The organism is Porphyrobacter sp. HT-58-2, assembly GCF_002952215.1.
Lineage (GTDB): Bacteria > Pseudomonadota > Alphaproteobacteria > Sphingomonadales > Sphingomonadaceae > Erythrobacter.
On the sequence record NZ_CP022600.1, the window covers coordinates 2,332,012 to 2,355,420 of the forward strand.

A 23,409-nucleotide genomic window follows, 5' to 3' on the forward strand; every position below is an offset into this window, starting at 1 on the left:
GCCATGGCAAAATCGAAACGCCGTTACGTGTGTCAGGAATGCGGGTCGGTATCCTACCGCTGGCAGGGCCAATGCGCCGATTGCGGGCAGTGGAACACGCTGGTCGAAGACGTACCGGCGACCGTCTTTTCGCAGAAGCATGACCTGTCGAGCGGCGGGCGGGCAGTGGCGTTCGAGCCGCTCAATGCCCCCACGCAGCTGCCGGTGAGGAAGTCCACCGGCCTTGCCGAATTTGACCGCGCTTTGGGCGGTGGCCTTGTGCCGGGGAGCGCGGTGCTCTTGGGCGGCGATCCCGGCATCGGCAAGTCGACCCTGCTGCTTCAAACCGCAGCGACAATCGCACGCGGCGGGAACGATGTGGTTTACGTCAGCGGCGAGGAAGCCGCCGGACAGGTGCGGCTGCGCGCGGCCAGAATGGGCGTGGCCGACGCGCCGATCCGGCTCGCGTCCGAAACCTCGGTGCGTGATATTCTGACAACGCTGGGACAGGGCGCGCCGCCAGCGCTGCTGGTAATCGATTCAATCCAGACGATGCATTCCGACACCATTGAGGGCGCGCCCGGCACCGTCAGCCAGGTGCGCGGCTGCGCGCTGGAGTTGATCCGCTATGCCAAGGAAAGCGGCTGCGCGCTGGTGCTGGTTGGCCACGTCACCAAGGACGGCACCATCGCGGGGCCGCGCGTGCTCGAGCACATGGTCGACGTGGTGATGAGCTTCGAGGGCGAGCGTTCGCACCAGTACCGTATTCTGCGCGCGCTCAAGAACCGCTTTGGCGCGGTGGACGAGATCGGCGTCTTCGCCATGGCGACCGAGGGGCTGGAGGAGGTCGCCAACCCCTCGCTGCTGTTCCTGTCTGGCCGCGAGACGCCGCTGGCGGGGAGCGCGGTGTTTCCCGCGCTGGAAGGCACGCGCCCGGTGCTGGTCGAGATTCAGGCGCTGATCGTGCGCCTGCAATCGGGCGCGACCCCGCGCCGGGCGGTGGTTGGCTGGGATTCCGGGCGTCTGGCGATGCTGCTGGCGGTGCTCGAATCGCGCTGCGGGCTGAACTTTTCCTCCGCCGAGGTCTACCTCAACATCGCCGGCGGCTATCGCCTGACGGATCCGGCCGCCGATCTCGCGGTCGCCGCCGCTCTGGTTTCCGCCCTTGCCGACCGGCCGCTACCCGACAAGACGGCATGGTTTGGCGAGGTCAGTCTGGCCGGCGAGATTCGACCTGTCGCCCATGCGCCCTTGCGCCTGCGTGAAGCGGCCAAGCTGGGCTTTGCCCGATGCTATGGCCCGGCAGGAGCGGCCTCCGGTGACAAGGGTGCCGATTATCGCGGGCTTGCCGCACTTGCGAACGTCGTTGACCAGGTGATGGGCAGCGCATAATCCTGCCGGACATGGCCGGTCTCGATATCATCATCGCCATCATTGTCGGCGTCGCTGCAATCGGCGGCTTCATGCGCGGGCTCGTGCAGGAGGTGCTGAGTCTGGCGTCCTGGGTGATGGCGGCCTTCGCCGTGCATTTCATGCACCCCTGGCTGATCAAGGGACTGCGCATGGTCTACACGGCCGAACCGGCAGTCTCGCTCCTGGCAATCGCCCTGCTGCTGCTGATCCCCTACGCCGCGATGAAGGTCATCATCGGCAACGCCAGCGGCGCATCCGAGGGGGCGATCCTCGGCCCGATCGACCGCGTTCTGGGTTTTGGTTTTGGTGCGGTCAAGGGCGCACTGATTGCGATCTTCGCCTTTGCCCTGCTGGTGACCGGGTTCGATGACAGCTGGGGCTACAAGGGCCGACCGAACTGGATCACCACGGCGCGCACCTATCCGGCGGCCGATGCCTTTTCGCGGCAGCTTCTCCCCGCGATCGGCGCAAGGCGCGACCAGCTTCGCCGAGAGAGCGACCGTCGAGAGGCCGCGGCGGCCAAGTTCGCGAAGTGAACACCACCAACAAAGCGGGTGCAGTGAGGCTTTATTCGCCGCAACTTCTGGCGCTCGCAACGCAACTGGCTGCTTTCCCTTTCGACGAGAGCTTGCCCCTGCAGGCCGAAGCACGTTCGCGCAGCTGCGGTAGCGTTATCACACTCGGCCTCGCGCTGGGTGACGACGGGCGGATTGCGCAGATCGGAATGCAGGTCAGCGCCTGCGCGGTCGGACAGGCTTCGGCGGCGCTGCTTGCGCAGGCAGCCCACGGCGCGGAACCGGCCAGGCTGAGGCAGACTGCAGACGGCCTTGCTGCATGGCTGGCGGGCGAGGGCGACCTGCCCGACTGGCCTGGCCTTGACGCGCTGGCCCCGGCGCTGCTTCACCCCGGCCGTCACGGGGCGCTACTATTGCCGTGGAATGCGGCCGCGCGGGCGCTTTCAAGCGGCACGGCCTGAGGCTAGGAAAACACCGAGAGGTCGCCCTTCGGGGCCAAGGGGATAAAAAGCACATGGCAGAGGCGCAGGCGCTCGCAGACCGCGAGCCGTCAGACAAGGAAATCCAGCTGGTCATCGGCGCATCATCCGCCGGCACCATCTTCGAATGGTATGATTTCTTCATCTACGGCACGCTTGCCTACATCCTCAAGGATGCCTTCTACGCCACGGACAATGAAACGCTCGGCCTGCTGCTGGTGTGGTCGACCTTTGCCGTCGGTTTCGCCTTCCGTCCGCTGGGCGCGGTGCTGTTCGGCTTTCTGGGCGACAAGCTGGGGCGAAAATATACCTTCCTTGTCACCGTTACCCTGATGGGCATAGCGACCGCCGGGGTCGGCCTGATCCCGACTGTCGATACCATCGGCATGGCCGCGCCCATCATCGTCATTCTGCTGCGCGTGATACAGGGACTGGCGCTTGGCGGCGAATATGGCGGGGCGGCGATTTATGTTGCCGAGCACGCACCGCCCGAAAAGCGCGGATTCTACACCAGCTTCATCCAGGCGAGCGTCGCGGGCGGATTTGTGCTTTCGATTATCGTCGTGCTGGCCTGCCGCGCGCTGATCCCCGCCGATGCCTTTGCGGCGTGGGGCTGGCGTGTGCCGTTTCTGCTGTCGATCATTCTGCTGCTGATCTCGCTGTGGATGCGGTTGAAGCTGTCTGAAAGCCCCGTCTTTCAGGCGATGAAGGCAGCAGGCGAGACCTCCGGCAATCCCTTCATCGAAAGCATGACCTATCCCGGCAATCCCAAGCGGCTGTTCGTCGCGCTGTTCGGGATTACCGGCATCCTGACGACGATCTGGTACACCGGGTTCTTCTCGGCGATGAGCTTTCTGCGCGGGCCGATGCACGTGGCCGATCTGACTGTGGAACTGGTTCTGCTGATTTCCGGTCTGATCGCGATGAGTTTCTATGTCCTGATCGGCAAATGGTCTGATCGTGTCGGTCGCAAGAAGCCGATCATTATCGGCGCCGCCTTGACGCTGGCGCTGCTGTTCCCGCTGTTCTGGGCGATGGGCAGCTTTGCCAATCCCGGCCTCGCCGCTGCGGCGGAACGTCATCCAGTGGTGGTGAGCGGCCCAGCCTGCCAGACCGATCCCTTTGCCGAGATGTTCCAGCGCGAACAGACCGATTGCGGCAAACTGCTCGAAACCCTGACCGCCTCGGGTGTGACCTATACCCTCATAGAGGCCGAAGCCCTGAGCCTGACCGTGGGCGGCAACGAGGTGGCCATTGATCCGGTCTGGTTCGCCGACGGAGGCGCGCGCAAGACCGGCATTCATGCGGCTTTGGGAGAATACGGCTTTGATTTCAGCAAGCAGGAGCCGCCGCTCGCCAATGTCATCGGTATCGTCGGCGTGCTGCTGGCGCTGGGGATGCTTTCGGCGCTGACTTACGGTTCGGTCGCGGCGCTGCTGTCAGAGATGTTTCCGCCGCGCATCCGCTATTCCTCCATGTCGATCCCCTATCATATCGGCGCGGGCTATCTCGGCGGGTTCCTGCCGCTGATTGCAGGCGTGATCGTGGCCAGCACGGGGGATATCTATTCGGGCCTGTGGTATACTTGGGCGGTGGTCGCCTTCGGGCTTGTAGTGGCCTGGTGGGGTTTGCCGTCAGGGCCACCGAAAGACTTCGCCGATGATTGACCCTGAACTGCCGCCGCCAACCTTGCGGCTGGCGGTCGACACAGCCGCGCTTGCCGCAAACTGGCGCGCACTCGATGCGCTGTCAGGGCGCGGGCGCGCCGGTGCCGCGGTCAAGGCGGACTGTTACGGTCTGGGCGTTGAGACCTGTGTACCGGCATTGCGCGACGCCGGGTGCGAGACCTTCTTCGTTGCGCACTGGGGCGAGGTTGCGCCGGTCATGCCGTATGTGCGGGGTGGTGAAATTGCCGTGCTGCATGGTGTATCGACCGAGGCCGACTGCGCCTATGCCAGAGCGACCGGCGCGGTGCCGGTGATCTGCTCGCTCGAACAGGCGGAACGCTGGCGAGCGAACGGCGGGGGGCGCTGCCATCTGATGATCGACACCGGAATCAACCGCCTCGGGCTTGCTCCGGACGAGGTGGGGGACAGCCGGATCAGCGCCCTCGATGTCGACATTCTGCTGAGCCACCTTGCATCGGCGGATGAAGACAGCCCGATGAACCTGCGCCAGCTTGATGCATTTCGCGCTGTCGCTGCGCGCATTGCGCACCGCCGCGCCAGTCTGGCCAACAGTGCCGGGATTGGCCTAGGCGAGACCTTTACCTTCGATCTCACCCGCCCCGGCCTTGCGCTTTACGGCGGCATTCCCCGGCCTGAACTGGCTGGTGTTATCCGTTCGGTGGCACAGGTTGAGGCCATGATTCTGCAGACGCGCAAGCTTTCGGCAGGCGAAAGCGTCGGCTATAACGCGACGTTCACCGCAACCAGCGCGATGCCGGTTGCCACAGTGTCGATCGGCTATGCTGATGGTTTCCTGCGCAGCCGTGGCCCCGGCAATGCGTTTTACCATGACGGAAGGCGCCTGCCGCTGCTCGGGAAGGTGTCGATGGACATGGTGGTGGTTGACCTGTCCAACGCCCCTGACCTTGCCGCTGGCGACTGGCTGCAGGTGCCATGGGACATCAATGACACTGCGCAGCAAAGCACGCTTTCCGCTTATGAAATGCTGACGGTGATCGGCAGAAGGTTACGGGGGTGTTAACTAATCCGGGAGTTCTTGTTGCACCGCAATGTGTGCAGGTGCTAAGTGGAACGACGGGGGCCAAACACAAAGGTCGAGAGAGAAATGGTCGGAAGGGCAAAAGCGGCATCGGGCCAAGCGGGCGATGCGATCATAATCAAGAAATACGCCAACCGGCGCCTCTACAACACCGCGTCCTCCAGCTATATCACGCTGGAAGACCTCGCGAAAATGGTGCGCGAAAATATCGAATTTCAAGTGCTCGACGCCAAGACCGGCGATGACATCACGCATTCAATCCTGACCCAGATCATCATGGATGAAGAGGCCAATGGCGGGCAGCAGATGCTCCCGGTCAGCTTCCTGCGCCAGCTGATCGGGATGTACGGCAATTCGATGCAGGCGCTGATGCCGTCCTATCTTGAAGCCAGCATGGCCAACTTCCGCGACAATCAGTCGAAGATCCGCGAGGCCTTCGAAAAGGGCATCAGCGCGACGCCGTTCGCCGCGATCCATGAAACCAACATGGCAATGATGCGGGCAGCGGCCGACGTGTTCATGCCGGGCATGGGCAAGGCAAAGCCCTCTGCTCCGGCTACCGATAGCAAGGACGAACTTGCCGCGCTGCGCGAACAGATGGCCGCGATGCAAAAGAAGCTGGACGAACTGGGCAAATAGCGCGAAGCGGCGCGCGTTTTCGCACCCGATTCAGTCAGGAAGTCCCGCAGTGTCTCAGATCCGCCACGCGCTCACCATCAAGCGCGAAGACGACTTCGCCAAGTGGTATCAGGAAGTCATCAGCGCCGCCGACCTCGCCGAGGAATCGGGGGTGCGCGGCTGCATGGTGATCAAGCCGTGGGGCTATGGCATCTGGGAGCGCATCCAGCGCCTGATGGACGACCGGATCAAGGCGGCGGGTGTGCAGAACTGCTACTTCCCGCTGTTCATCCCGCTCGCCAATTTCACCCGCGAGGCGGAACACGTCGAAGGCTTTGCCAAGGAAATGGCGGTCGTCACCCATCACCGCCTGATTGCGGACGGGAAGGGCGGGCTGATCCCCGATCCCGAAGCGAAGCTGGAAGAACCGCTGGTCGTCCGCCCGACCTCGGAAACGATCATCGGCGATGCCATGGCGCGCTGGGTGCAATCGTGGCGCGATCTGCCGCTGCTCACCAACCAGTGGGCCAATGTGGTGCGCTGGGAGATGCGCACCCGGATGTTCCTGCGCACCAGCGAATTCCTCTGGCAGGAGGGCCACACCGCGCACGAAAACCGCGAGGATGCGCTCGCCGAAACCCACCGCGCGCTCGAAATGTACCGCGCCTGCGCCGAGGAAGACCTCGCGCTGCCGGTGATCGCTGGCGAGAAGCCGGAGAACGAACGCTTCCCCGGCGCGGTCGAGACCTGGTCGATCGAGGCGATGATGCAGGACGGCAAGGCGCTGCAGGCCGGCACCAGCCACTACCTCGGCACCAATTTCGCCCATGCCGCCGGCATCCAGTATCAGGACCGCGAGGGCAGCCAGCAATATTGCCACACCACCAGCTGGGGCGTTTCGACGCGCCTGATCGGCGGGGTGATCATGACCCACGGCGACGACGACGGCTTGCGCGTGCCGCCCGCCATCGCGCCGCACCAGATCGTCATCATCCCGATGCTGCGCGAGGCACCGGAAGATGCCGAACTGATCGAATATTGTCAGGAAATCGTCGACATGTTCGCCAAGCTGCCGCTGACTGCCTTTGGCGAGCGGATCCGCATGCTGCTTGATGTGAAGCCCGGCAAGGCCGCCGCCAAGCGCTGGGACTGGGTGCGCAAGGGCGCGCCGATCATCGTCGAAGTCGGCCCGCGCGACATGGCAGAGGGCAAGGTTGCGATGCTGCGCCGCGACAAGCTGTGGAATGCCGAGAATGGCAAGCCCGCCTTCCAGTTCCTCAGCCGCGAAGGCTTTTCTTCGCAGGCACCTTCGTTGCTCGAGGCGATCCAGTCGGCGCTTTACGAGGAAGCCAAGGCCCGCCGCGATGCCAACATCACCCGCGGTGTCACCGACTGGCAGGCGGTCGTCGATCACTTCGAGAACGGCGGCAAATATCCGGGCTGGGTCGAAGTCGAATGGGCCAAGCCGACCGGAGCCGCACTCGAAGCCGTGGTCGAGAAGCTGAAGGCGGTGAAGCTCACCATCCGCAACGTGCCGCGCGGCGCTGCGCCGGCGGAAGGTTCCTGCATCTTCACCGGCGAACCGGCAGTCGAGCGCATTCTGGTAGCGCGCGCGTACTAGGCTTGCCTCACGAGAGGCGGACGGGCAGACAGAGCGCATGATCAAACGCGCTCTTTTGCTCGCCGCCCTTGCCGCAGCTCCGCTCACCGCCCAGACCCACCCTGCCCAACAGGTCTCCGAGGAACGCCTTAAGGGCGATGTCGAAAAGCTCGTCAGCTTCGGCACGCGCCACACCCTGTCCTCGCAGACCGACCCCAAGCGCGGCATCGGCGCGGCGGTCGATTGGGGGCTGGCCGAGTTCAAGCGCATCGGCGCCAAGTGCGGCGATTGCCTCGAAGTCCTGCCCGTGGGCGAGGTCATCCAGCCTGACGGTCGCCGTATCCCGACGGCAACGCTGGTGCGCAACGCGGTCGCGATCCAGCGCGGCAGCGAGCGACCCAACGAAGTCGTGATCGTGCAGGGCCATATCGACAGCCGCGTGTCCGACGCGCTCGACTTCACCTCTGACGCACCCGGCGCGAATGACGATGGCTCCGGCACCGCACTGGTGATCGAGGCGGCGCGGGTGCTGAGCGGCGAAAAGTACCCATCCACCATCATCTACGCCCTGCTTTCGGGCGAGGAGCAGGGCCTGTTCGGCGGACGCATCCTTGCCGACTGGGCCGAGCGCCAAGGCTTCACCGTCAAGGCGGTGCTCAACAACGACATTGTCGGCAATTCATGCGGCAAGGATGGCTATTGCGAGCCCAAGATCGTGCGCGTCTTCTCCGAAGGCCCGCGCGCCGACCTGACCGACCGGCTTCGGGCCGCGCAAACCCGCTTTGGCGGCGAGAACGACACGCCCTCGCGCAACCTCTCGCGCTGGGTCGCGGGATTGGCAGGGAAGCACCCTGATGAAATGCAGGTCCGCCAGATCTGGCGCACCGACCGCATGGGCCGGGGCGGGGATCAGGTGCCGTTCCTCCAGAAGGGCTATCCCGCGATCCGCTTCTCGGTCGGGGTCGAGGATTACGATCACCAGCATCAGGACCTGCGCACCGAAGACGGAGTGTTCTACGGCGACACCATCGAGGAGATGGACTTCGCCTATCTCGCCGGGGTGACGAAGCTGAACGTGCGCGCGCTCGACGCACTCGCCCGCGCGCCGATGCCGCCCAGGGTGACGGTGGACGCAGCAGTGCGGACCGACACGGAAATCAAGTGGAACGCGGTCGCCGGGGCGGGGGTCTATTCGGTCGTTACACGCGCCACCGACGAACCGGCGTGGGGCGGTGATGTGACGCTGGTCTATCTCGACGGGGCGGCCTCGGCCAATGATGCGGCGGCAGCGCAGGAACGGGTTCTGACCCATGTGAAGAAGCTGCGCGGCGATGACTGGATGTTCGGCGTCGCGGCCTGCGCGGGCAAGTATTGCTCCCCCGTGTCGAGCGCCGTCCCCGGCGGAGCATTCGAGCCGGTGGCGAAGGACTGACCCCGGAAAATTTCCTACGCCCCTGATTCGTGCGATAGGGAGGCAATGACCGCGCCCGAAACCCCTAAACAAGGCCCGTCTTCCCTGTCCGTCAAGCACAGGAAGTCTGGCCTAAACCCATGGTAATGATGCAGAAATTCGCAATCGCCTCGCTTGACAGGGTGTCAAGTTTGTCAAGCTGTGCCACGGCAGGTGCAGCATGAAGGGCAAGCCCAAGCTCCCACAAGGCATGCCGAGCCCTCAACAGGTGCTCGACTTCATCCAGTCCTCCGACATTCCCGCCGGCAAGCGCGAGATTGCCAAGGCCTTCGGGCTGAAGGGGCAGGAGAAGATCAAACTGAAGGCCCTGCTCAAGGACATGGCTGAGGACGGCCTGATCGACGGCAAGAAGAGCGCCTTCCACCGCATGGGCGGGGTGCCAAAGGTTACGACGCTGAAGATCGTTGACGTGGATGATGGCGAGCTGATCGCCGAGCCGGACAACTGGGACCCCGAAGCGCCCGGAAAGCCGCCCCGCCTGACGATCCGCGAACCCCGACCAAAGCCCGGTGTCAAACGCCCGCCCGCTCTGAAGCGCGGCGACCGCGTGCTGGCGCGCACCGAGGAAACGCCGGATGGCTGGCGTGCGCACGTGATGAAGAAGCTGCCCTCGCGCACCGAAGGGCTGATGGGCATTGTCGCAATCGACAAGACCGGCAAGGCATGGCTCGCGCCGGTCGACAAGCGCGTGCGCCAGTCCGCGCCGATTGCCGATGTCGGTTCTGCCGAGGAAGGCCAGCTCGTGATCGCCGAGCGCGTCGGGCGCTCCGAACGGGCAGGGGTCAAGGTCGTGGAGGTGGTGGGCGATCCGCTCGCCCCGCGCTCGTTCAGCATGATCGCGATTGCCAAGCACGGCATCCCGCACATCTTCCCGGAGGAGGTGCTGGAGGAAGCCCCGCGCGCGGCCAAGCTCAAGCTCTCGGACAAGGCCCGCGAAGACCTGCGCCATCTGCCCATCCTTGCCATCGACCCGGCTGACGCGCGCGATCACGATGACGCGATCTGGGCCGAACCCGACGGGCAGGGCGGGTTCAACGCGCTGGTCGCCATTGCTGACGTCAGCTTCTACGTCCGCCCCGGCTCCGCGCTCGACCGCGAGGCGAGGAAGCGCGGCAATTCGGTCTATTTCCCCGACCGCGTGGTGCCGATGCTGCCCGAGGTGCTCAGCGCCGACGTGTGCTCGCTGAAGGAAGGCGAGGACCGCGCGGCGATGGCCTGCCACCTGCACATCAATGCCGACGGGAAGGTCAGCTCTTTCCGCTTCACCCGTGCGCTGGTGCGGATCGCGCATAACATCGCTTACGAGGACGCGCAGGCGATCATCGACGGGGAAGCCCGTTCGCCTCGAGCGAAGTCGAGAGGCCCTGAGGAAGATGCCGCCGAAGGTGTCTCGACTGACGACAGAATGTCGGCAGCCTGCCCTGAGCCTGCCGAAGGGCTCGACACGAACGGTGATGTGGGGAAGATTCTCGCCAATCTCTGGGCCGCATGGAAGGCGCTCGCGGCTGCGCGTCACGCCCGCGATCCGCTCGAACTCGAACTGCCCGAACGCCGCGTGGTGCTGGACGCCGAGGGCCGCATCGCCGAGATCGCCATTCGCGAGCGGCTCGATGCGCACCGGGTGGTCGAGGATTTCATGATCGCCGCCAATGTTGCCGCGGCCAAGGCGCTGGAAGCCAAGACCGCGCCGGTCGTCTACCGCATCCACGAACCGCCGAGCCGCGAGAAACTGATCGCGCTGCGCGATTACCTCGCCACGATGGGCAAGAAGCTCGCATTAGGCCAGGTGGTAACGCCGGGCCTCTTCAACCGTATGCTCAAGGACATTTCGGACGAGGCGGAAAAGGCGCTGGTGATGGAAGCCGTGCTGCGCAGCCAGACGCAGGCCTATTATGGCCCCGCCAATGCCGGGCATTTCGGCCTGTCGCTGGGCAGCTATGCGCACTTCACCTCGCCGATCCGCCGCTATTCCGATCTGTTGGTGCACCGCGCGCTGGTGGATGCCTACAAGCTGGAGCAGCCCGCCCCGCCAGGATCGATCCCGCCCACCAGCGGCCTGTCGGATCGCGACCGCGCCAGCTTGCAGCAGGTCAGCGACGCGATCAGCCAGACCGAGCGGCGCGCGATGGAAGCAGAACGTGATACGATTGATCGCTATGTCGCGGCCTGGCTCTCGGGCCGCGTGGGCGAGGTGTTCGACACGCGCATCACCGGGGTGCAGGCCTTCGGCTTCTTTGCCACCATCGTCGGCCTTGGCGGGGACGGGCTGGTGCCGATCTCGACGCTGGGGGGCGAATATTTCCGCCATGACGAGGCGGCGCAGGCACTGGTCGGTTCGGACAGCGGGACGACCTATGCCAGCGGTGACCGGCTTAAGCTTAAGCTCGCCGAGGCCAACCCGCTCACCGGTGCTTTGAAGTTCGTGCTGCCCGATGCCGACGCGCGCGCCATCGAGCCACGCGGCAATCGCCCCGATGATCGCCAGCGCGGGCCGAAAAAAGCGGGCAAGTTCATGGTCGGCAAGCGCGGGCGGCCGGGCAATATCCGCCATCAGGGACGCAGGAAATAGCGCCCGGTCAGTGCGCGCTGGCGGCCTCGTCGTAGTTGGCAGGCACAATGTAGAGGGGGCAGGGCAGGCTTCCGGCAGCGGCGGAGAAATGTGTCACAAGCGGGCCGGGCGCAGAACCCTTGGCGGCGCCCAGCACAAGCGCTGCAACCTCGGGATGATCGGCGAGGAACTCGCTGACGATTTTCTGGCCCTGACCGATCTTGACCGAAATCGTCGGCATGATGCCGCTTTCGGCCAGCAGATTGCCGGCCACCCCATGCGCCAGCATCTCGGCCCGGTCGCGCGCTTCGGCCTCGATGGTAGCCTGCACCGCCCCGAAGGCGCTGAAGTTCTGCTGCGGGACCAGCGCCAAAAGATGGACGGCACCGCCCACCGCAGCTGCCCGGCGGGCCGCATAGCGCAAGGCAGCCGTCGCCTCCTCGCTCTCGTCGATGATGACCAGAAATGTGCGCATAAGTGTCGGCCCCGTTGAGAGCGAGGGTATCAATGCATTCGTATGGATTGGCAAGTCCCTGCGCTCTGGCCTCTTGCCCGACGCTAGGGAATTGGCCAGAGACGGGCCAAGGATCGAACTTGGGAGTTACAACGGATCATGGCCATCGACATCAAGATGCCGGCACTGTCGCCCACCATGGAAGAGGGCTCGCTGGCGCGCTGGCTGGTCAAGGTCGGCGACACGGTTTCCTCGGGCGACGTGATGGCCGAGATCGAGACCGACAAGGCGACGATGGAGTTCGAGGCGGTTGATGAAGGCGTGATCGCGGAAATCCTGATCGAAGAAGGCTCCGAGGGCGTAAAGGTCGGCGCGGTGATCGCGCGGCTTGCGGTGGAGGGCGAGGAAGCGGCTCCTGCGCCAGCACCTGCCGCCGAAGCAGCTGCGGTGGAAGGCCCCGCCGCCACGCCGACCGCGCGCAAGCTTGCCGAAGTTAACGGCATCGACCTTTCAAGCCTCACCGGCACCGGCCCCAAGGGCAAGATCACCAAGGAAGATGTCGAGGGCGCAATTGCGAAGAGCGGCGGCGCGCCGGTCGCTGCGCCTGCGACGCCCGCACCGGCTCCCGCAGCTGCTCCCGCCGCATCGGGCGAGCGCATCATCGCCTCGCCGCTGGCCAAGCGGATCGCGGCTGACAGGGGGATCGACCTGGCGCTGGTGAAAGGCACCGGCCCCAATGGGCGGATCGTCAAGGACGACGTGGAGAATTTCACCCCCGCAGCCGCCGCGTCCCAAGCTCCCGCGGCGACACCTGCCGCCCCGCCAGCACCGGTCGCAGTGCCAACCCTCGGCGGCGATCTCGATGCACCTTACGAAGTCCAGAAGCTCAACAATGTCCGCAAGGTCATCGCCCGCCGGTTGACCGAGGCCAAGCAGACCATCCCGCACATCTACCTCACGGTCGATATCCGCCTCGATGCCCTGCTCAAGCTGCGCGGCGAATTGAACAAGTCGCTTGAGGCGGACGGCGTGAAGCTGTCGGTCAATGATCTGCTGATCAAGGCGCTCGCCCGCGCGCTCCAGCGCGTGCCCAAGTGCAATGTCAGCTTCCAGGGTGACACGCTGCTGCAATTCACCCGGCAGGATATCTCGGTCGCGGTGGCCGCGCCCTCGGGCCTCATCACCCCGATAATCCGCGATGCCGGGCGCAAGGGCCTCGCGGAAATCAGCACCGAGATGAAGGCGCTCGCGAACAAGGCCAAGGACGGCAAGCTGCAACCGCACGAATTCCAGGGCGGCACGGCGAGCCTTTCGAACCTCGGCATGTTCGGCACCAAGCAGTTCGACGCGGTGATCAACCCGCCGCAGGCGATGATCCTCGCCGTGGGCGCGGGCGAGCAGCGCCCGTGGGTCGAGGACGGCCAGATCGTCCCCGCCACCGTCATGAGCGCCACCGGCAGCTTCGATCACCGCGCGATCGATGGCGCTGACGGGGCGCAGCTGATGGAGGCGCTGAAGAACCTCGTGGAGAACCCGATGGGGCTGGTGGTCTAGCCCCATGCCCGCGGGCGAACTGACAATTCGGGCGACCGCCATGCCCGCCGACACCAACCCCTATGGCGGAGTGTTCGGCGGGTGGTTGATGGCGCAGATGGCGCTGGGCGCGGGCTCCCTTGCGAGCCGCGCGGGGCAGGGCAAGGCGGTGGTCGTCTCCGCCACCGACTTCGCCTTTCCGGGCGCGATGGCGGTGGGGGATGAACTCAGCGCCTATTGCGACGTCCTCGCCACCGGCACCACCTCATTGACCATCGGCGCAGAAGCCATCGCACGCGAGCGCAATGGCGAGGCCACGCAAACCGTGGCGCGCGGCACCTTCAAATTCGTTCTGATCGGCGAGTATGGCCGCCCGCGCCCACTCGCCAGCAGTTCCACACTTCTCCTCCCCAAGGATGACTGACAATGGCTACTGAATATGACGTGATCGTGCTTGGCTCCGGCCCCGGCGGATATGTCGCGGCAATCCGCTGCGCGCAGCTGGGCCTCAAGACCGCGATTGTGGAACGCGAGAACCTCGGCGGCATCTGCCTCAACTGGGGATGCATTCCGACCAAGGCGATGCTGCGCTCGGCGGAGATCTTCCACTACATGCAGCACGCGGGCGATTACGGCTTGAAGGTCGCAGGCCAGATCGAGGCGGACCTCGGCGCTATCGTCAAACGCAGCCGCGGGGTGGCCAAGCAGCTCAATCAGGGCATCGGCCACCTGATGAAGAAGAACAAGATCACCGTCCACATGGGCGAGGGGCGTCTGACCGGCGCGAACAGCCTCACCGTAAAGGGCGACAAGGGCGAGGAAGCCCTCACCGCCAAGCACATCATCGTCGCCACCGGCGCGCGCGCCCGCGACCTGCCGTTTGCGCCCGCCGACGGCAAGCGCGTGTGGACCTATCGCCACGCCATGACCCCCGCCGAACTGCCCACCAAGCTGCTGGTGATCGGATCGGGCGCGATCGGGATCGAATTCGCCAGCTTCTACAACGATCTCGGCACCGAGGTGACAGTGGTCGAAATGCTCGACCGGATCGTGCCGGTGGAGGATGCGGATGTTTCGAGCTTCCTCGAAAAGAGCCTCAAGAAGCAGGGCATCACGATCATGACCGGCGCGGGCGTCGAGGCGATCAAGGTTACAGGCAGCGGCATCACCGCAACCATCAAGGACAAGGCAGGCAAGTCGACGACCAGCGACTTCAGCCATGTGATCGTCGCCATCGGCATCGTCCCCAATACCGAGAATATCGGACTTGAGGGCCTTGCCGAGATGGACCGCGGGTTCATCCAGATCGATCCCTATGGCCGCACCAAGTCGAAGGGCCTGTGGGCGATCGGCGACTGCACGCCGGGGCCGTGGCTGGCGCACAAGGCAAGTCACGAGGGCGTCACCTGCGCCGAGGCCATAGCCAAGGAAATGGGCAACACCGAAGTCCACCCGCACCCGCTCAACCGCAACAACATTCCGGGCTGCACCTATTGCCACCCGCAGGTCGCCAGCGTCGGCCTCACCGAGGCCAAAGCCAAGGAAGCAGGCTACGAAGTGCGCGTCGGCAATTTTCCCTTCATCGGCAACGGCAAGGCGATTGCGCTGGGCGAGGCCGAAGGCTTCATCAAGACCGTGTTCGACGCGAAGACCGGCGAGTTGCTCGGCGCGCACATGGTCGGCGCGGAAGTCACGGAGCTCATTCAGGGCTACACCGTCGGCAAGACGCTCGAGACCACCGAGGCGGAGCTGATGCAGACCGTCTTCCCGCACCCGACGCTGTCGGAGATGATGCATGAAAGCGTCCTCGACGCCTATGGCCGGGCGCTGCATTTCTGATGGGCGAGAACGCACCCGAAGCCCTGAAGGGCGAGGATTGGGCCGGCGAGATGGGCGCGCGCTGGCTCGCCAGCCTCGACCGGTTCGAGGGCATGATCGCGCCCATCGGTACGGCGCTGCTGGCACAGGCGGATTATCAGCCGGGCGAGCGCGTGCTCGATCTGGGCTGCGGGGGCGGGGCGACAACCCTTGCTATCGCTGAGGCTGCAGGGGCAACCGGTGCGGCCCTCGGCCTCGATGTCGCACCGATGCTGATCGCCAGGGCCGAGGAACGCGCCGCCGCCTCAGGTAGCCCGGCGCGCTTCGTCTGTGCCGATGCCGCCACCGCGACGCTCGATGAACCGCCCTTTGACCGCCTGTTTTCGCGCTTTGGCTCGATGTTCTTCCCCGATCCCGTCGCGGCTTTTGCGAATCTCAAGACGATGCTCACCCCCAGCGCCCGGATCGATCTTGCGGTCTGGGCGCACCCGCGCGACAATGCGTGGATGATGGAGGTGATGAGTGTGGTGCGTGCTCATGTCGAAGTGCCTCCAGCCGTGCCGCGTGCACCGGGACCCTTCGCCTTCGAGGATCTCGGCTACCTTGAGGACATTCTGACCAAAGCTGGCTTTTCCGGCATGGAAGCGGCTGGCTATACCGGCGAGCAAGCCGTCGGTGGCCCCGGTGCGACGCCTGCCGAGGCGACTGACTTCGTCCTCGCCTCGATGGCCGCAGGCCGCATCCTCTTGCAGCAGGGTGAAGATGTGTTGGCCACCGCGCGCGCCGATCTCGGCAAGGTATTCACCCGCCACTACCGCGAGGGTGAAGGGGTGATGCTGAGTTGCAAGGCATGGTTGGTAAAAGCTGTTGCTTGAGCACGACAGACTTGGCGGACAGGGTGGGATTCGAACCCACGGTAGGCTTGCACCTACGGCGGTTTTCAAGACCGCTGCCTTAAACCACTCGGCCACCTGTCCGTGAATCGCCCCTAGCCAGTGTTGGCGCCGAAGTCATCCCCAGTTCGGTTGTTGGGAATTCAGGCAATGTGTGACATCCCTTGTCGCATGATTCCCCGACTGCTTCCTTTCGCTGCCCTCGGCCTTGCCATCGCCTCGGTCATCGGAGCATCGCCCACTGCGGCGCCCGCCACTGCTCAAGCGAGCACGGATGACATCCCCTTCGACGCCTATCTCGAGCTCCTCAAGGCAAGAGCGCAAGGTGAAGGCGTATCGCAAAACACCATTGCGCGCATGACCGCGGGCCTCACCCCCAATCCAGCGGTAATACGGCTCGATCAGAACCAGCCTGGCACCGCCACCACAAGTGGTTACCCCCCGATGGCGGATTATGTCGCCAGCCATGTCAATCCTGCCAGGATCGGTGGCGGGCGTTCGGTATATGCCCAGCACCGCGATCTGCTCGCCCGGATCGAGAATGAGTATGGTGTACCGGGGCCGATCATCGTCGCGATCTTCGGCCATGAAACCAGTTATGGCCGGGTCAAGGGCAACTTCGACCTTGCCCGCAGTCTGGCCACACTGGCCTGGGAAGGACGTCGGCGCGAGCTGTTCGCAGGCGAATTCGTCGCGCTGATGAAGATCGCGGACAAGGGCTTTCAACGCGATCAGCTGGTCGGATCCTATGCTGGGGCTTTCGGCAATCCCCAGTTCCTCCCCAGCGTCTACCTGCGTCTGGCGACCGATGGTGACGGCGACGGGAAGGCAGATATCTTCAGCAACCGCGCCGATACCTTCGCTTCAATCGCGAATTATTTCCGCGATGCAGGATGGCGCTCTGGGCAGCCGTGGGGCGTGCGCGCCACTGTGCCTGCCGGCTTCGATCCATCGGCCTACCGAACCCGTCTGGTAGCGCCGCAATGCCCGCGCGTGCACGAACGCCTCAGCCGCTGGATGACCGTGGCCGAATGGCGCGCGCTCGGCGTGGTTGCTCAGCGCGGCCTGGCCGACGACGTGATGGTGTCATTTTTCCAGCCCGATGGCCCGGGAACCCCTGCATGGTTGCTGACCGGCAATTACCGCGCGATTCTCGAATATAACTGCTCGAGCTATTATGCGATGAGTGTCGGCCTGCTGGCAGACGAAATCGTGAACTGAGGGCCTCGCCGCCTTTCCAAAGCGCATGGGTGGCAGGTATAGCCAGCCCCGTGATGTCTTCCATTTCCAATCGCCTTGCGCCTGCCTTCCTGGCCATCTTTGCCCTTCTGACCGCGTTGAACTCGGCTGCTGTACACGCGCTGGTGCGGGACAAAGCGGAGGTGATCCCGGCAGTACCGGCCGCGGCAGAGGCACCTGTGGCTTTGCTGGTTAATCTGGGGAGCGGGCAGGTCTTGCACGCGCGCGCGCCCGATCGACGCTTCATGCCAGCCTCGGTGACCAAGGTAATGACCCTTTATCTGGCCTTCGAACTGATCGAGTCAGGGCGGCTCGACCCGGCACAGGTTTATGCCATGAGCCCGGTGGTCGCGCGCGAGTGGCGGCGCAAGGGTTCGACAATGTTTCTTGATGTGGGCGAACAGGTCCGGGTCGATGACCTGCTGCTGGGTATCGCCAATGTGTCTGCCAATGACGGGGCGGCGGTGCTGGCCGAAGGGCAGGCTGGGTCGGTCGCGGCATGGGTTGACGAAATGAACGCGACCGCAATGGCGCTGGGCATGACCGGCAGCCATTTCGGCACACCCAACGGCTGGCCCGACGAAGGCCGCACCTTCACCACCGCCAATGATCTGGTGCGCCTCGCCCGGGCGATGCTTACGCGGCATCCCGACAAGTTCGGTTATTACATCGGTCGTTCCGGGTTCGACTACAAGGGCATAGCACAGGTCAATCATGATCCACTGATCGGCCGCGTAGCAGGAGCCGACGGTATCAAGACCGGTTTCACCAACGAGGCAGGCTTCTCCTATCTCGGCACAGCGCAGCGTAACGGACAGCGGCTGGTGCTGGTGCTCGCCGGGGTAGAGAACGGCAGGCTGCGGGCACGGCTCGCACGGGCCTATATGGAATGGGGCTTTTCCGCCTTCGAGCGAAGGACGCTGTTCGCCAATGACGCGGTTGTGGCAAGAGCGCGGGTGCAGGATGGGGCTGCCCGCCGTGTGGGGCTAAAGGCAGCCGGGCCGCTTGCGATCAGCCTGCCACGCGGGAACAAGGGCGATCTCACCGCAACGCTGCGCTATGACGGCCCACTACGCGCTCCGATCAGGGCCGGACAGGAGGTCGCCAAGCTCGAAGTTACGGCGACGGGCGTTGCCCCTGCACGCATACCGCTTTACGCCGCCGAGGATGTGGCAATTGCAGGGCCAATCGACCGGATCGTGAACGCTATCGCCGCGGTGTTCTCATGAGCGGGATGTGCGGACGCTTCATCGCCTTCGAGGGCGGGGAAGGGGCAGGCAAGTCCACCCAGGCCCGGCTGCTGGCAGAGACCTTGCGGGCGCGCGGGCTTACGGTTGTCGTCACGCGCGAACCGGGCGGCACGCCGGGGGCCGAGGCGATCCGCAATCTATTGCTTAATCCACCGGGTGAAGGTTGGCCGCCACAAGCCGAAGCGCTGCTGTTCGCCGCGGCACGAGCCGATCATGTCGCACACCTGATCCGCCCGGCACTTGCGCGCGGCGATTGGGTGATCTGTGACCGCTTCGTCGATTCGAGCCGCGCCTATCAGGGTGGGGCAGGCAATCTTGGCGATCATGCCATTGCCGCGTTGCACGCCTTTGGCAGCGACGGTCTACGCCCCGACCGGGTGATCCTGCTCGAAGCAGACGAAGCTGCACTGGCCGAACGTCTTGTTGTGCGCGGCGCCGAAGCGGACGCAATCGAAGGCCGCCCTGCGGCCTACCACCGTGCTGTCGCGGCAGCCTTTCGTGCCATGGCCGAGGCCGATGCGGCAGGCTTCGCACGGATCGACGCTGTCGGTTCGCCTGAGGAAATACAGGCCCGGATCCTCACTGCCATTGCAGACCTTCTGCCATGACCGATTGGCCCAACCACGCGGAAGCCTGGCGCGCATGGCGTGATGCACTGGCGGGCGAGCGGATGCATCACGCATGGCTGCTGGCGGGCAAGAGCGGCCTCGGCAAGCGCGACTTCGCTCTCGCTGCCGCGCGCGAATTGGTGGCCGAACCCGGCGTGCAGCAACCGCTGGGCGAGCATCCCGATATCATCACCATGACCTATGGCCCCAAGGACGAAAAGGCAGAGAAAGCGCAGGCCGAGGGCAAACCCTTCGAACGCGCGCGCTCGATCCGCATCAGGCAGATCCGCGCGATGCAACGACGCCTCGTCACCCGTCCGACGTTGGGGAGCAGGCGCGCGATTATCATTGACCCCGCCGATGACATGGAAAAACCCGCTGCCAACGCGCTGCTCAAGAGTCTGGAAGAGCCGCCCGCAGGCACATTCTTCCTGCTTGTCACGCACCGCCCCGCACGACTTCTGCCCACAATCCGGTCGCGCTGTCGCACCCTGCGCTTTCCGGTGCTGACCGACAGCCAGCTTTCCGCAATGCTGGCAGATGAGGGCGCGGTTCCCGACCCTGAGGCCATTGCTGCCGCCGATGGCTCCTTTGGCGCAGCGATGCGCTTTGCCGAGCAGGATCTCGCCCCCATCGCCAAGCTAATCGCGGCGCTGATCGAAAGCGGTGACAACGGCATGACCGAGCGCGGTGAACTCACCCGTCTGATCGGGCAGCGCGCCGATCGCGAGCGCATTCAAGCAGTGCTTGATCTTGCGCAGGCGCTCGTCGCGCGCGCGGCACGTGCATCCGATGATCCGGCGCGTCGGATACGTTTGATCGACACCCATGCCGCTCTCGTCAGTCTTGCCGCCGAGGCGCCCACCGCCAATTTCGATGCCGGAATGTTCCCATTCGAGATCGGCACCTTGCTTGTCGGCGCAGCGACCGCTAGCGACAGCCCCCATGTCTGACCCCGACACCTCCCCCTTCTACATCACCACGGCGATCAGCTACCCTAACGGCAAGCCCCATATCGGCCATGCCTATGAAGCCATCGCGGCTGACGTGATCGCCCGTTTCCAGCGACTTCAGGGCCGCCGCGTACGGTTTCAGACCGGCACCGACGAGCACGGCCTCAAGATGGCGCGGAAAGCCGAGGAACAGGGCCGCACCGCGCGCGAATTGGCAGACGAAATGTCCGGCTATTTCCGTGCGATGTGCGACACATTGAATGTGTCCTATGACCGTTTTATCCGCACCTCCGAGCCTGATCACCACCGCGCCAGTCAGGCCATCTGGCGGGCGATGGAGGCTGCTGGCGACCTTTATCTCGATCGCTACGAAGGCTGGTACTCGGTCCGTGACGAGGCCTATTACGACGAGAGCGAACTCGTGGAAGGCGAGGGCGGGGCAAAGCTGTCCCCGCAAGGCACTCCAGTCGAATGGACGGTAGAGGAAAGCTGGTTCTTCCGGCTATCGAAGTATGAAGGCCAACTGCTTGAATTGCTGAAGTCTCCGGGCTTCCTCGAACCGGCAAGCCGCCGCAACGAGATGATCGCCTTTGTCGAACAGGGCCTGCGCGATCTCTCGGTCAGCCGCACCTCTTTCGACTGGGGGGTGAAGGTTCCGGGGAGCGAGAACCACGTCATGTATGTGTGGGTCGACGCGCTCACCAACTATCTGACGGGGCTGGGTTATCCGGACGACATGGGCGATTTCTGGCCCGCCAGCCTGCACCTCATCGGCAAGGACATCGTGCGCTTCCACACGATCTACTGGCCGGCCTTCCTGATGAGCGCCAAGCTGCCCCTGCCCAAAAAGGTGTTCGGCCACGGCTTCCTGCTCAATCGCGGGCAGAAGGAATCGAAGTCGCTCGGCAATGTCACCGATCCTCTCGCGCTGGCAGAGCAATTCGGGGTGGATGCGCTTCGCTACTTCCTGATGCGCGAGGTCGCCTTCGGACAGGATGGTAGCTATTCGCCCGAAGCCATTGTTTTGCGTGCCAATGCTGAGCTGGCCAACAGCTTCGGCAATCTCGCGCAGCGCACCCTGTCGATGATCGCAAAGAATATGGACGGGAAACTGGAGGCGTTTGAAAAGGCCGAGGCCGACACCGCCTTGCTGGCGACGGTCAGGACTGCCTGCGCGGCGGAACTGCCGCGCGAATTCGAGGCACTTTCCTTCTCGAGCGGCATCGAAGCGTGGATGCGCGCGGTCTATGCCTGCAACCAGTATGTCGATGAGCAGGCGCCCTGGGGGCTCAAGAAGTCCGATCCGCAGCGGATGAAGGCGGTGCTTCAGACGCTGTTCACGGCGCTGCGCGATCTTGCTATCGCAATCCAGCCCGTGGTGCCGGAGAAGGCCGCAGCCCTGCTCGACCAGCTCGGCATTCCAGCGGAAGGGCGCGGGTTCGCGGCGCTGGGCGACATGGACTGGTTTCAGCGCCTCGTCGCCAGCGGCTTCACCATCGCCCCGCCGACCCCGCTATTCCCCCGGCTTGAACTGCCCGCTGACGAGGCCGCGTGATGCTGGTCGATAGCCATTGTCATCTGGAATACAAGGGCTTGGTCGAAGACCGTGAGGGCGTTCTGGAACGCGCGCGGGCGGCAGGGGTGGGGGCCTTCCTCAATATCTCGACCCGTCAGAGCGAATGGGATCAGGTTGTCGGCACTGCCGCGCGCGAACCCGATGTCTTCGCCAGTGTCGGCATCCATCCACACGAAGCCGACGGGCATCAGGACTTGGGCCGCGCCGCTTTGCTCGAAGCCACGCACCACCCCAAGGTGATCGCGATCGGCGAAACCGGGCTCGACTACTATTACGACAAGTCGGACAGAGAGGCCCAGAAGTCCCTGTTTCGCATGCATATCGACGTGGCGCGCGAAACGCAGCTGCCGCTGATCATCCACACCCGCGATGCCGAGGAAGACACCCACGCAATCCTCGCCGAGGAAATGGAGGCAGGCGCCTTTCCCGCCTTGATCCACTGCTTTACCGCTTCGGCCGATTTCGCCGAAAAGGTGCTGGCGCTGGGGCTGACGATCTCGCTTTCGGGAATCGTGACATTCAAGAATGCCAAAGACTTGCAGGAGGTTGCAAGAGTGATCCCTGATGACAAGCTGCTGGTCGAGACAGACAGTCCCTTCCTTGCACCCGTGCCGCATCGGGGCAGGGTGTGCGAGCCGGCCTATGTCGCCGACACAGCTGCTTTCGTAGCAGGTCTTCGCGGATCGGATGTGGAGCATTTGCGGCAGATCACCACCGAAAATTTCTTCAATCTTTTCAAGAAGGCAAGCCTGTGAAGCTGGTAATGCTCGGATCGGGCACCTCGACCGGGGTGCCGCGACTGGGCGGGCCGGATGGCACGGGGGACTGGGGCGATTGTGACCCTTCGGAGCCGCGGAACCGGCGTACGCGGGTGTCGATCCTGATCGAGAGTGATGAAGGACGACGGTTGCTGGTCGATACCTCGTCCGATTGCCGCGCGCAGCTGCTCGCGAACCGGATCGACAGCATCGACGCCGTTTTCTGGACGCATGATCACGCCGATCACTGTCACGGTATCGATGATTTGCGCGTATTGCGCTATGGCCGAGCCGGCCCGATACCCGGGTTTGCCGCTAGCGAGACGGTGCGGAGACTGCGCCAGCGGTTCGGCTATGTTTTTGCCGGACAGGATGGTTATCCAACGATCTGCACGATCGACACGCTTGATCGGTTGCGCATGATTGCAGGCTTCGGTGTGGACTGGTGCCAGATGGAGCATGGGCCGGGGGAGACCACTGCCTTCCGCTTCGAAGCGGATGGAAAGAGCATCGGGTATGCTACCGATTTCAGTGCGATTTCCGATGAGATGGTCGATCTCTTTTACCGGGTCGACATTCTCGTGAGCGATTGTTTGCGTCGCGAACCACATCCGACGCATGCACACCTTGGCATGGCGATCGAGCTCGGCAAAAGGTGCAAGGCCGACCGCGTCGTGTTGAGCCATCTGGACAAGAGCATGGATTACCAGTCGCTGTGCAACGAGGTGCCGGATTTCGTGACCGTCGGTTATGATGGGCTGGAGATCATCGCATGAGCTCGGATCTGCTTTTGCCGCTTGTTACAAGCGCTGCCTGGCTTGTCCTGGTCGGTAGCGCGCTGGCGTCGCACCGGCTTGGGTGGGGTCAGATGTTGAAGATGGCGCTCGTTTGGGTCGCCATTTTCCTCGGCCTCTATGTGATTGTGGAATGGTTCATGGTTGTGCAGGGAACAACCTCCAATCTGATCTAAATTTAAC

General features: G+C 64.2%; 22 protein-coding genes and 1 tRNA gene. 21 read left to right on the forward strand and 2 right to left on the reverse strand.

From position 1 onward, the window contains the following. The first annotated feature begins 3 nt into the window (after nucleotides 1–3). From radA to CHX26_RS11030, 9 genes are all read left to right on the forward strand, one after another. Nucleotides 4–1,371, forward strand: coding sequence for a DNA repair protein RadA (gene radA / locus CHX26_RS10990; RefSeq protein WP_104942401.1), 1,368 nt, complete (start codon nucleotides 4–6; stop codon nucleotides 1,369–1,371). An 11-nt stretch (nucleotides 1,372–1,382) separates the two neighbouring features. Beyond that, nucleotides 1,383–1,928, forward strand: coding sequence for a CvpA family protein (locus CHX26_RS10995; RefSeq protein WP_104942402.1), 546 nt, complete (start codon nucleotides 1,383–1,385; stop codon nucleotides 1,926–1,928). Beyond that, a complete protein-coding gene (locus CHX26_RS11000; RefSeq protein ID WP_172449797.1) occupies nucleotides 1,925–2,368 on the forward strand; it encodes an iron-sulfur cluster assembly scaffold protein in 444 nt (147 codons plus the stop codon). Before CHX26_RS10995 ends, CHX26_RS11000 begins: the two co-directional genes overlap by 4 nt. Nucleotides 2,369–2,421: 53 nt before the next feature. Beyond that, on the forward strand, nucleotides 2,422–4,053 hold the full coding sequence (locus tag CHX26_RS11005) for an MFS transporter (RefSeq protein ID WP_104942403.1): 1,632 nt from the start codon (nucleotides 2,422–2,424) through the stop codon (nucleotides 4,051–4,053). Then, nucleotides 4,046–5,095 (forward strand): alanine racemase, encoded by a 1,050-nt coding sequence (gene alr / locus CHX26_RS11010; RefSeq protein WP_172449798.1) that lies wholly within the window; start codon nucleotides 4,046–4,048, stop codon nucleotides 5,093–5,095. The genes CHX26_RS11005 and alr overlap by 8 nt, the downstream gene beginning before the upstream one ends. A gap of 84 nt (nucleotides 5,096–5,179) precedes the next feature. Then, nucleotides 5,180–5,752 (forward strand): polyhydroxyalkanoate synthesis repressor PhaR, encoded by a 573-nt coding sequence (gene phaR, locus CHX26_RS11015; protein WP_104942404.1) that lies wholly within the window; start codon nucleotides 5,180–5,182, stop codon nucleotides 5,750–5,752. A gap of 49 nt (nucleotides 5,753–5,801) precedes the next feature. Beyond that, a complete protein-coding gene (proS, locus tag CHX26_RS11020; protein WP_104942405.1) occupies nucleotides 5,802–7,352 on the forward strand; it encodes a proline--tRNA ligase in 1,551 nt (516 codons plus the stop codon). A gap of 37 nt (nucleotides 7,353–7,389) precedes the next feature. Continuing rightward, nucleotides 7,390–8,763, forward strand: a complete 1,374-nt coding sequence (locus CHX26_RS11025) for a M28 family peptidase (RefSeq protein ID WP_172449800.1) — start codon at nucleotides 7,390–7,392, stop codon at nucleotides 8,761–8,763. Between the two features lie 229 nt (nucleotides 8,764–8,992). Beyond that, entirely contained in the window at nucleotides 8,993–11,371 is a 2,379-nt protein-coding gene (locus CHX26_RS11030; RefSeq protein ID WP_104943392.1) for a ribonuclease R family protein, read from the forward strand. Nucleotides 11,372–11,378: 7 nt separating this feature from the next. Here CHX26_RS11030 and CHX26_RS11035 read toward each other — a convergent pair whose 3' ends face one another. Beyond that, on the reverse strand, nucleotides 11,379–11,825 hold the full coding sequence (locus CHX26_RS11035; protein WP_104942406.1) for a universal stress protein: 447 nt from the start codon (nucleotides 11,823–11,825) through the stop codon (nucleotides 11,379–11,381). Between the two features lie 138 nt (nucleotides 11,826–11,963). On the opposite strand from CHX26_RS11035, the gene CHX26_RS11040 reads away from it, so the two are divergent. The 4 genes from CHX26_RS11040 to CHX26_RS11055 are packed head-to-tail and all read left to right on the forward strand — an operon-like array spanning nucleotide 11,964 to nucleotide 16,030. Further along, nucleotides 11,964–13,358, forward strand: coding sequence for a 2-oxo acid dehydrogenase subunit E2 (locus tag CHX26_RS11040; protein ID WP_104942407.1), 1,395 nt, complete (start codon nucleotides 11,964–11,966; stop codon nucleotides 13,356–13,358). A gap of 40 nt (nucleotides 13,359–13,398) precedes the next feature. Next, on the forward strand, nucleotides 13,399–13,761 hold the full coding sequence (locus tag CHX26_RS11045; RefSeq protein ID WP_104943393.1) for an acyl-CoA thioesterase: 363 nt from the start codon (nucleotides 13,399–13,401) through the stop codon (nucleotides 13,759–13,761). A gap of 2 nt (nucleotides 13,762–13,763) precedes the next feature. Next, nucleotides 13,764–15,176, forward strand: coding sequence for a dihydrolipoyl dehydrogenase (gene lpdA, locus CHX26_RS11050; protein ID WP_104942408.1), 1,413 nt, complete (start codon nucleotides 13,764–13,766; stop codon nucleotides 15,174–15,176). Next, nucleotides 15,176–16,030 (forward strand): class I SAM-dependent methyltransferase, encoded by an 855-nt coding sequence (locus CHX26_RS11055; RefSeq protein ID WP_104942409.1) that lies wholly within the window; start codon nucleotides 15,176–15,178, stop codon nucleotides 16,028–16,030. The genes lpdA and CHX26_RS11055 overlap by 1 nt, the downstream gene beginning before the upstream one ends. A gap of 12 nt (nucleotides 16,031–16,042) precedes the next feature. Here CHX26_RS11055 and CHX26_RS11060 read toward each other — a convergent pair. Continuing rightward, nucleotides 16,043–16,132, reverse strand: a tRNA-Ser gene (locus CHX26_RS11060). 87 nt (nucleotides 16,133–16,219) lie between these two features. Between CHX26_RS11060 and CHX26_RS11065 the strand changes: the two genes are divergently transcribed. Genes CHX26_RS11065 through CHX26_RS11100 form a run of 8 tightly spaced genes read left to right on the forward strand, consistent with a single transcriptional unit; the run spans nucleotide 16,220 to nucleotide 23,402 of the window. Further along, the gene (locus tag CHX26_RS11065; RefSeq protein WP_104942410.1) at nucleotides 16,220–17,269 is read left to right on the forward strand and encodes a lytic murein transglycosylase; all 1,050 of its coding nucleotides are present in this window, start codon (nucleotides 16,220–16,222) and stop codon (nucleotides 17,267–17,269) included. 53 nt (nucleotides 17,270–17,322) lie between these two features. Then, a complete protein-coding gene (locus CHX26_RS11070) occupies nucleotides 17,323–18,516 on the forward strand; it encodes a D-alanyl-D-alanine carboxypeptidase family protein (protein ID WP_104943394.1) in 1,194 nt (397 codons plus the stop codon). Then, nucleotides 18,513–19,145 (forward strand): dTMP kinase, encoded by a 633-nt coding sequence (gene tmk / locus CHX26_RS11075; protein ID WP_104942411.1) that lies wholly within the window; start codon nucleotides 18,513–18,515, stop codon nucleotides 19,143–19,145. Before CHX26_RS11070 ends, tmk begins: the two co-directional genes overlap by 4 nt. After that, entirely contained in the window at nucleotides 19,142–20,098 is a 957-nt protein-coding gene (locus CHX26_RS11080; RefSeq protein WP_104942412.1) for a DNA polymerase III subunit delta', read from the forward strand. The genes tmk and CHX26_RS11080 overlap by 4 nt, the downstream gene beginning before the upstream one ends. After that, on the forward strand, nucleotides 20,091–21,653 hold the full coding sequence (gene metG / locus CHX26_RS11085) for a methionine--tRNA ligase (RefSeq protein ID WP_104942413.1): 1,563 nt from the start codon (nucleotides 20,091–20,093) through the stop codon (nucleotides 21,651–21,653). Before CHX26_RS11080 ends, metG begins: the two co-directional genes overlap by 8 nt. Next, the gene (locus CHX26_RS11090; protein WP_104942414.1) at nucleotides 21,653–22,429 is read left to right on the forward strand and encodes a TatD family hydrolase; all 777 of its coding nucleotides are present in this window, start codon (nucleotides 21,653–21,655) and stop codon (nucleotides 22,427–22,429) included. Before metG ends, CHX26_RS11090 begins: the two co-directional genes overlap by 1 nt. Beyond that, nucleotides 22,426–23,208: an MBL fold metallo-hydrolase gene (locus CHX26_RS11095; RefSeq protein WP_104942415.1), complete on the forward strand. Its 783-nt coding sequence runs from the start codon at nucleotides 22,426–22,428 to the stop codon at nucleotides 23,206–23,208. The genes CHX26_RS11090 and CHX26_RS11095 overlap by 4 nt, the downstream gene beginning before the upstream one ends. Continuing rightward, nucleotides 23,205–23,402 (forward strand): hypothetical protein, encoded by a 198-nt coding sequence (locus CHX26_RS11100; protein WP_104942416.1) that lies wholly within the window; start codon nucleotides 23,205–23,207, stop codon nucleotides 23,400–23,402. Before CHX26_RS11095 ends, CHX26_RS11100 begins: the two co-directional genes overlap by 4 nt. Nucleotides 23,403–23,409 lie beyond the last annotated feature (7 nt).

Bases quoted from the DNA above. Each gene is read 5' to 3' on its own strand.
- radA (WP_104942401.1), top strand. From the start codon at position 4: ATGGCAAAATCGAAACGCCGTTACGTGTGTCAGGAATGCGGGTCGGTA.
- CHX26_RS10995 (WP_104942402.1), top strand. From the start codon at position 1,383: ATGGCCGGTCTCGATATCATCATCGCCATCATTGTCGGCGTCGCTGCA.
- CHX26_RS11005 (WP_104942403.1), top strand. From the start codon at position 2,422: ATGGCAGAGGCGCAGGCGCTCGCAGACCGCGAGCCGTCAGACAAGGAA.
- alr (WP_172449798.1), top strand. From the start codon at position 4,046: ATGATTGACCCTGAACTGCCGCCGCCAACCTTGCGGCTGGCGGTCGAC.
- phaR (WP_104942404.1), top strand. From the start codon at position 5,180: ATGGTCGGAAGGGCAAAAGCGGCATCGGGCCAAGCGGGCGATGCGATC.
- CHX26_RS11025 (WP_172449800.1), top strand. From the start codon at position 7,390: ATGATCAAACGCGCTCTTTTGCTCGCCGCCCTTGCCGCAGCTCCGCTC.
- CHX26_RS11030 (WP_104943392.1), top strand. From the start codon at position 8,993: ATGCCGAGCCCTCAACAGGTGCTCGACTTCATCCAGTCCTCCGACATT.
- CHX26_RS11035 (WP_104942406.1), bottom strand. From the start codon at position 11,825: ATGCGCACATTTCTGGTCATCATCGACGAGAGCGAGGAGGCGACGGCT.
- CHX26_RS11040 (WP_104942407.1), top strand. From the start codon at position 11,964: ATGGCCATCGACATCAAGATGCCGGCACTGTCGCCCACCATGGAAGAG.
- CHX26_RS11045 (WP_104943393.1), top strand. From the start codon at position 13,399: ATGCCCGCCGACACCAACCCCTATGGCGGAGTGTTCGGCGGGTGGTTG.
- lpdA (WP_104942408.1), top strand. From the start codon at position 13,764: ATGGCTACTGAATATGACGTGATCGTGCTTGGCTCCGGCCCCGGCGGA.
- CHX26_RS11055 (WP_104942409.1), top strand. From the start codon at position 15,176: ATGGGCGAGAACGCACCCGAAGCCCTGAAGGGCGAGGATTGGGCCGGC.
- CHX26_RS11065 (WP_104942410.1), top strand. From the start codon at position 16,220: ATGATTCCCCGACTGCTTCCTTTCGCTGCCCTCGGCCTTGCCATCGCC.
- CHX26_RS11070 (WP_104943394.1), top strand. From the start codon at position 17,323: ATGTCTTCCATTTCCAATCGCCTTGCGCCTGCCTTCCTGGCCATCTTT.
- tmk (WP_104942411.1), top strand. From the start codon at position 18,513: ATGAGCGGGATGTGCGGACGCTTCATCGCCTTCGAGGGCGGGGAAGGG.
- CHX26_RS11080 (WP_104942412.1), top strand. From the start codon at position 19,142: ATGACCGATTGGCCCAACCACGCGGAAGCCTGGCGCGCATGGCGTGAT.
- metG (WP_104942413.1), top strand. From the start codon at position 20,091: ATGTCTGACCCCGACACCTCCCCCTTCTACATCACCACGGCGATCAGC.
- CHX26_RS11090 (WP_104942414.1), top strand. From the start codon at position 21,653: ATGCTGGTCGATAGCCATTGTCATCTGGAATACAAGGGCTTGGTCGAA.
- CHX26_RS11100 (WP_104942416.1), top strand. From the start codon at position 23,205: ATGAGCTCGGATCTGCTTTTGCCGCTTGTTACAAGCGCTGCCTGGCTT.